General features: G+C 39.3%; 4 protein-coding genes, 1 tRNA gene and 1 pseudogene. 2 read left to right on the top strand and 4 right to left on the bottom strand.

The genetic code is table 11. The annotated features are described in order from the left end of the window. The first annotated feature begins 367 nt into the window (after nucleotides 1-367). Nucleotides 368-1615 carry a HEPN domain-containing protein gene (locus tag Q0C11_RS14155; protein ID WP_293009059.1) on the top strand — a complete coding sequence of 416 codons (1248 nt, stop codon included), beginning with the start codon at nucleotides 368-370 and terminating at the stop codon, nucleotides 1613-1615. Nucleotides 1616-1773: 158 nt separating this feature from the next. Here Q0C11_RS14155 and Q0C11_RS14160 read toward each other — a convergent pair. The 3 genes from Q0C11_RS14160 to lpxK form a co-directional block, all read right to left on the bottom strand. Next, nucleotides 1774-1866, bottom strand: a tRNA-Ser gene (locus tag Q0C11_RS14160). A gap of 57 nt (nucleotides 1867-1923) precedes the next feature. Continuing rightward, on the bottom strand, nucleotides 1924-3153 hold the full coding sequence (locus tag Q0C11_RS14165) for an aspartate kinase (RefSeq protein ID WP_293009061.1): 1230 nt from the start codon (nucleotides 3151-3153) through the stop codon (nucleotides 1924-1926). A gap of 327 nt (nucleotides 3154-3480) precedes the next feature. Next, nucleotides 3481-4491: a tetraacyldisaccharide 4'-kinase gene (gene lpxK / locus Q0C11_RS14170; protein ID WP_293009063.1), complete on the bottom strand. Its 1011-nt coding sequence runs from the start codon at nucleotides 4489-4491 to the stop codon at nucleotides 3481-3483. A gap of 254 nt (nucleotides 4492-4745) precedes the next feature. On the opposite strand from lpxK, the gene Q0C11_RS14175 reads away from it, so the two are divergent. Continuing rightward, nucleotides 4746-5651, top strand: a complete 906-nt coding sequence (locus tag Q0C11_RS14175) for an alpha/beta hydrolase (protein WP_293009065.1) — start codon at nucleotides 4746-4748, stop codon at nucleotides 5649-5651. 25 nt (nucleotides 5652-5676) lie between these two features. On the opposite strand, the pseudogene Q0C11_RS14180 reads toward Q0C11_RS14175, so the two are convergent. Further along, nucleotides 5677-5790, bottom strand: a pseudogene (locus Q0C11_RS14180) (IS1595 family transposase); the annotation flags it as partial.

Consider the following 5790-nt stretch of genomic DNA (forward strand, 5'->3'; position numbering starts at 1 on the left):
ACTCATGCGTTCAATCAATTCCATCCATGCTTTGAATTCCGTTGATTTCATTGTGCACACCTCTATATCTCAATGCACGTTGGACAAACAATTCAATAATTAATTGTTACATAGCCATTATTTAAGAGCTACTAAAGTTAAGGTGTAGAACGAGGAAGATTAACGCACAGTAGAGCATTTTGACAGGCCGGGCGGAAGATTTTGTAGATATAGTAGTGATGAGAAAGCCTCGAAGCCTGCTTTCAAGCTTCAATACTGGCTGATAAATATTGAACAAATTAAGAGAGTCACAGCGGGAATAGAACCTTGATCTACACTTGACGTATCAATCATATACGTTATCTTATCCAATTAAATTAATATCAACATGAACGATCAAACAATTAAACAGATAGCGCAACAATTGCGCGATGTGGCGACTAGAACAACAAGCATTCCAGGCAATGGAAGCCGCAATTTCCTAATGCATAATGGTGTTGCTTATAGCTTGAGCAAGGATGGATCTTGCTTGTTCAACGAGCTTGTTGGAAAGATACTTAAACATAAAGATTTTGAGCAAAAGTTTTCTGCAAAATATATTGATGGAAAATTAAAGACAGTTTTTGCTAAGTTAATTTCTGAAGGGCAGATTGAGTTGGAGAGTGAATTAAGTCTTCTAATCGAAGAGCTAGCCGAATTTAAACAAGAAAGTGTAGTATTTTTAAAAATTGAGGGAGTTATTTTGTCAGATTGCCTCGAATTGGGAAGAGTGCGTTTTGTGCCGGGAGATAAGAATCTAATCGCGGACATGAAAAATAAGGTATCAGTGATAATTGATGAATTCAAAAATTCAGACATTGAAAAAGAAATTCATAAACAATCAGTTGGACAAAATATTGAATTGGAGTTCAGTGATGGTTGTGTGGGTATCGTTGAAGTAAACGCAGAACCAGTTAGAGCATATGAAGTCGGAAAAGAAGAAGTAAGACGGGCAATTGATTTGTTGCGTTTTTCTAGTAAAGCAATTTATCCGCTAAAGGAGGACATTCGTATTGGTTTGAAAGGTGATCATCCAAATACAAATCGACTAAGCTTAATTACTTCAAAAATTTGTTTCAAAATTGAAGCTGACTCTGTGGGGTCTGTTTTTCAATTCGAGATGAATCAAGAATCACTTGAGAGAATGAATGATCTTGGTGTATTCAAAGTATCAGAAGCTCTTATAAAAAAACAAGCTAGTGATTTTGAAGAATCTCTCATAAGAAGCATTCATTGGTTCTCCGTAGCACTAACGCAAGACGAAAACAGCAACGCATTCTTATTTCTGATAGTGGCTCTTGAGTCATTATTTAAACCAGAAAAAGGTAATTCAATTGGCGGAACTGTGGCAGAGTCTGTTGCTTTTCTTATGTCAGACAATCTTGAAGGTAGAAAAAAAGTGATATCCATAGTGCGTGATTACTATGGAAAAAGGAGTGGAGTTGCTCATGGAGGGAAAAAAAGTATATCTGATATAGACCGTTCTACACTTGTGAATATTGCAGGCACTTCAATAATGAAGGCAATACAGAAACTATCTGACTTCACTTCTCAGAAACAGTTTATGAACTGGATCGAAGATCAGAAACTATCATGATAATTTATAAGACGGGTCATCGGTCGGAAAAAAGTGGTTTCGTTCGTACTGACAACGAACTAGCTGCGCAATAACTTAATAAGCTGATCGTTTGTTGTGGTTTTTTATGCGGGACAAGTCTTAAAAATATTCATAACTTGTTGATTGTGTTGATTTTCTGGCGGAGAGAGAGGGATTCGAACCCTCGATAAGCTTTTTGTGCCTATACTCCCTTAGCAGGGGAGCGCCTTCGACCACTCGGCCATCTCTCCGTTATTAGATTGAATGCAATCGTTTGATAGTTTATTGATCAGTTCTTGAGATTTAGTTCAGGGTGCTTGCTCAAGATCAAATGCTTTGTGCAGAACCCTGACTGCTAGTTCCATATATTTTTCATCAACCACAACTGAGATTTTTATTTCAGAAGTGGCAATCATTTGTATATTAATTCCTTCTTCTGCTAATACCCGGAACATTTTGCTGGCAATGCCAGCATGCGAGCGCATTCCAACGCCCACAACTGATACTTTTGCAATTCTATCACCTCCGAGTACGTCACGTGCACCAATATGAGGTTGAATTTTTTCTTTCAGAATATTCATCGTATTGTTGAATTCATTACGATGAACAGTGAAGGAGAAGTCTGTCAGACCATCGTGACCTACGTTTTGTATGATCATATCCACATCGATATTCGCATCTGCGACGGGTCCAAGAATTTGATAAGCAATACCAGGATGATCTGGAACACCTAATACAGTAATTTTTGCCTCGTCGCGATTAAATGCGATTCCTGAAATAACTGCCTGCTCCATATTTTCATCTTCCTCAAAAGTAATCAAAGTGCCCTGACCTTCATCTTCAAAACTTGATAGAACTCTCAGTTTCACTTTATATTTTCCAGCAAACTCGACAGACCTTAACTGCAAGACCTTGGAGCCAAGGCTTGCCATCTCGAGCATTTCTTCAAAGGTTATGGTGTTTAACCTTCGTGCTTCTGCTACAACACGTGGATCTGTCGTGTAAATTCCATCCACATCAGTATAAATCTGACATTCGTCAGCCTTTAGAGCCGCGGCTAGTGCTACTCCAGTAGTGTCAGATCCACCTCGGCCAAGCGTAGTAATGCTACCTTGCTCGTCTACACCTTGAAATCCCGCAACCACCACCACAAAACCGGCCGCAAGATCAGCCCGGATTCTGTCCTCATCAATATTTAATATTCGCGCTTTCGTGTGCGTACTGTCAGTTAAAATTTTAACTTGAGATCCGGTATAGCTTCTGGCTTTGATATCAAGTTCCATTAATGCCATTGCTAATAATGAAATGGACACTTGTTCGCCGGTGGAGACCATTACATCTAATTCGCGCGGATCAGGATTCTGTTGTACTTCGTGGGCCAATGCGATCAAGCGATTGGTTTCACCACTCATGGCTGAAACGACAACTACAATTTGGTGTCCTTGTGAGTGAAATTTTGCCACTCTACGGGCAACATTCTTGATCCGTTCGGTGCTTCCGACTGATGTGCCACCATATTTTTGTACGTAGAATGCCACAGATTAATGACTCACTTAATTTCTGAATTGGAAAACCGCAAGATTCTACACATTTCCCTCAAAGAAAACTAGATTTAGCTTTTTTGAATGTAATGAATTATTTTTTCATATCGTAAGCGCATCAAAACATGAGGAAACAGTAAGCTTGTGAAAAATCATCGTAGATATAAGCACATATGGGAATAAGCGTGAGTATATTCTTTGACGGTGTAGCGTTGATCACTAGATAATCATTTCTACTAAAATTTAAATAGAAATGCTCGTGTTCATGATTTTATGTGATTTAGATTTTCGTATAAATTGCAGAAGCTCAATAGCTTCGCGAAGCTAGCTTTTATTGCTAAGTTTTTTTAGTAAAATCCCTTGTAATTCGCTATTAATCCAAGCTCTCTTTGGCAAAGCCCAGAGCTTATCATTAGCAAATTTTTTGCACTGTAGCGCATTTTCTTCTGGCATGAGAATAGCATCAGCTTCCGTGAGATTAATGTCGTGCTGACTAAATCGATGGTTTTCTGCATAAGAGTGTAATTCTGCGTTGAGTTCCATTTTTTGTATGAAATCAAAGCACCAACGAGAGTTATCGGCATCGGTTACAACATGTAACTGCCTATTTTTAAAACTGGAAATGGGTTGCTGAACTTCCGGATTAAGCACGTTATATACCATCTCATTTATCAGTTGCATATTGTAGGTTTTGCCCAACTTGCTGAGATCTAGATGATGATTGGGTGTTCCATTTGTCACAATGATATCGGATTTTCTTAACTGGTTGAGATTGATACGTAGCGGCCCTGCAGGCACCAAGAGTCCATTGCCAAAACTATATTCACTGAAATCAACGACTATGATTTCTATATCGCGTTCAAGTCGATAATGTTGCATTCCATTAATGCAGATGATGATATTACATCCAGGGTAGGTATCTAGTAGTGCCTGTGCGGTGGCTACTCTATTGTTGCCAATCCACACCGGACAGGATGCTTGGCAGTGATGGGCTAATAAAAATGTTTTTCCATCGATGCTATGCGGATCACTATTCAGAGTTATTTCACGTGGTAAATCGGGATTGTCGGAGTTGTCGCGCGTTATAATTCCTGGCTGATAACCTTGAGCGATCAAGCAATCCACTAGCCAATGCAACAAGGGTGTTTTGCAGTCATCATCAACACTGATACTATCGAGCGTAATGATAGTGACAGGTAATTTGACTGAAGGAAAAATATCTAGCCAATAACACAGTTTTTTCAGTGTCAGGAAATAACTATATAGGACACTGATTGGCCATAATAGAAAATGCAGAGGTGTGATGCGATGCCAATAGAGATCAGATAATTTCATAATTTACTTCTATCTAAGATTTAGTTAGGGTCGCTTGGGGATCGAGAAAACGATCAAACGCTGCGTGATAACTTATATTCAACAGGTAATAAAGATTGTGATGAAATCTAGCGAATCATGAATAATTTGCTGTAACAGCTTGTTAGCTACTTATTTACATTGATGATTGGGACGGTTGTTTAAAATCTTCCTTGCTGTATCTTATAACAGATAATGAAATATTTTTAAAAATGGAAAGGTAACATAATAAGCTCATGAAAATACCTGTGAATCGATTACTTGTGCCAACCCTGTCAGCTGATGATAAGCCTAGAGAACCCCATCATATTGCATACACGGACTGGGGTGATCGTAACAATCCACATATTGTGATCTGTGTTCATGGACTGACGCGTAATTGTCGTGATTTCGATTATCTGGCGCGTACGCTTCAAGCAGATTGCCGGGTAGTTTGTGTTGATGTTGTGGGTCGTGGTCAGAGTGATTGGCTGCAGGAAGCTCAGGATTATGAATATTACCCGTTGTATCTTGCGGATGCGATCTCGCTACTGAATCATCTCAGATCTCAATACACTACTACACCGATAGTGTTGGATTGGGTGGGCATTTCTATGGGTGGTCTGATTGGTATGGTGACGGCGCTACAACCAAATTTACCAATCCCAATTAACAGGTTAGTGATAAGTGATTTGGGTCCTTTAATTTCAGCGGTAGCATTGAAAAGAATAGCCGAATATGTTGGCAAAGATCCTCGCTTTGCAAGTTTTGAGGAATTTAAAAACTACATGAAATTGATTTCAGTTTCTTTTGGCCCCTTAACTGACGAGCAATGGGAGCATATGGCGATTCATAGTGCCCGGGCTTACCCCGATGGTTCTTACGGCTTTCGCTACGATCCAAGGATTGCAATAAGTTTTAAAACACATGAAATCACAGATATTGATTTGTGGACGCAATGGGATCAACTCAATGTGCCTACTTTGGTATTACGCGGAATAAATTCCGATATTTTGTCATCCGAGACGGCTGCACAAATGCAAGTACGCGGAGCAAAGGCTAAGGTAGTTGAATTACCCGGTATCGGTCATGCTCCAATGCTGATGGATAATAACCAGATTAAAATTGTGCGGGATTTTATTTTGAATGACTCTGCTTGTTGAGTTTAGCTAGGTAGTTTTTTATAGGCTATGTCACAATTAGTTGTTGAACCTGCCTTGTTTTGCCAAGAGATGCTATAAAACAAAGGATTGGTGTAATACTTTGACCGAGACGGTCAATCATTCTGTGCCATCCGAGGTA

It is taken from the genome of Nitrosomonas sp., assembly GCF_022842015.1.
GTDB lineage: Bacteria > Pseudomonadota > Gammaproteobacteria > Burkholderiales > Nitrosomonadaceae > Nitrosomonas.